Origin of the sequence: Undibacterium paludis, from assembly GCF_022568815.1 — a bacterium.
Classification (GTDB): Bacteria; Pseudomonadota; Gammaproteobacteria; order Burkholderiales; family Burkholderiaceae_D; genus Undibacterium.
On the sequence record NZ_JAKZHX010000060.1, the window covers coordinates 1 to 623 of the forward strand.

Here is a 623-nt window from a genome sequence, read left to right on the forward strand (position 1 = left end):
GGCGCAACGAATGACATCACTGTTTCCAAACTGACCTTCACCGGCGAAGGCGGAGCAACCTACACCCTGTCAACGTCAAGCAATGTCGAAGTCACCTCCGCCACCAGCTTCAGTTTGACCTTGTCCGGTGCCGATATCGCCGGAGTCAACGCTCTCCTGAACAAGAATGGCACTTCGTCGATCAGCAGCACCACCTACAACCTGGCAGCAGCCGACGACTGGGACAGCGTCATCACCGGCGGCAATATTGCTGATTTGACTGGCAATGGCATCACCGTCTCCAATGCCGCACCGATCATCATCAGCTCCACCTATGATGCCAGCACAGGGACATTGGTCGTCACCGGCGCCAACATGGTCACCGGCGACACCATCGATGTCACCAAACTGTCCATCGCTGGCCAGGGTGGTTCCTACACCCTGACTTCACCTAACATCACCGCCGCCAGTGCCACCTCCTTCAACGTCATCTTGAATGCCACCGACAAACTGGCCATCAATGGTGTACTGAACCAGAATGGCACAACAGCAGTTGACACCACCACCTTCAACCTCGCTGCCGCTGCTTCATGGGACGCCAGCCGCACCACTTCAGCCGATCTGACCGGCAATGGCGTCACCGT

The 623-nt window shown here is 57.1% G+C and carries 1 protein-coding gene; it reads left to right on the plus strand.

Features of this window, described 5'->3' with window-relative positions:
* A partial coding sequence (locus tag LZ463_RS28910) for a hypothetical protein (protein WP_241459782.1) occupies positions 1-623 on the plus strand: 623 nt, incomplete at both ends.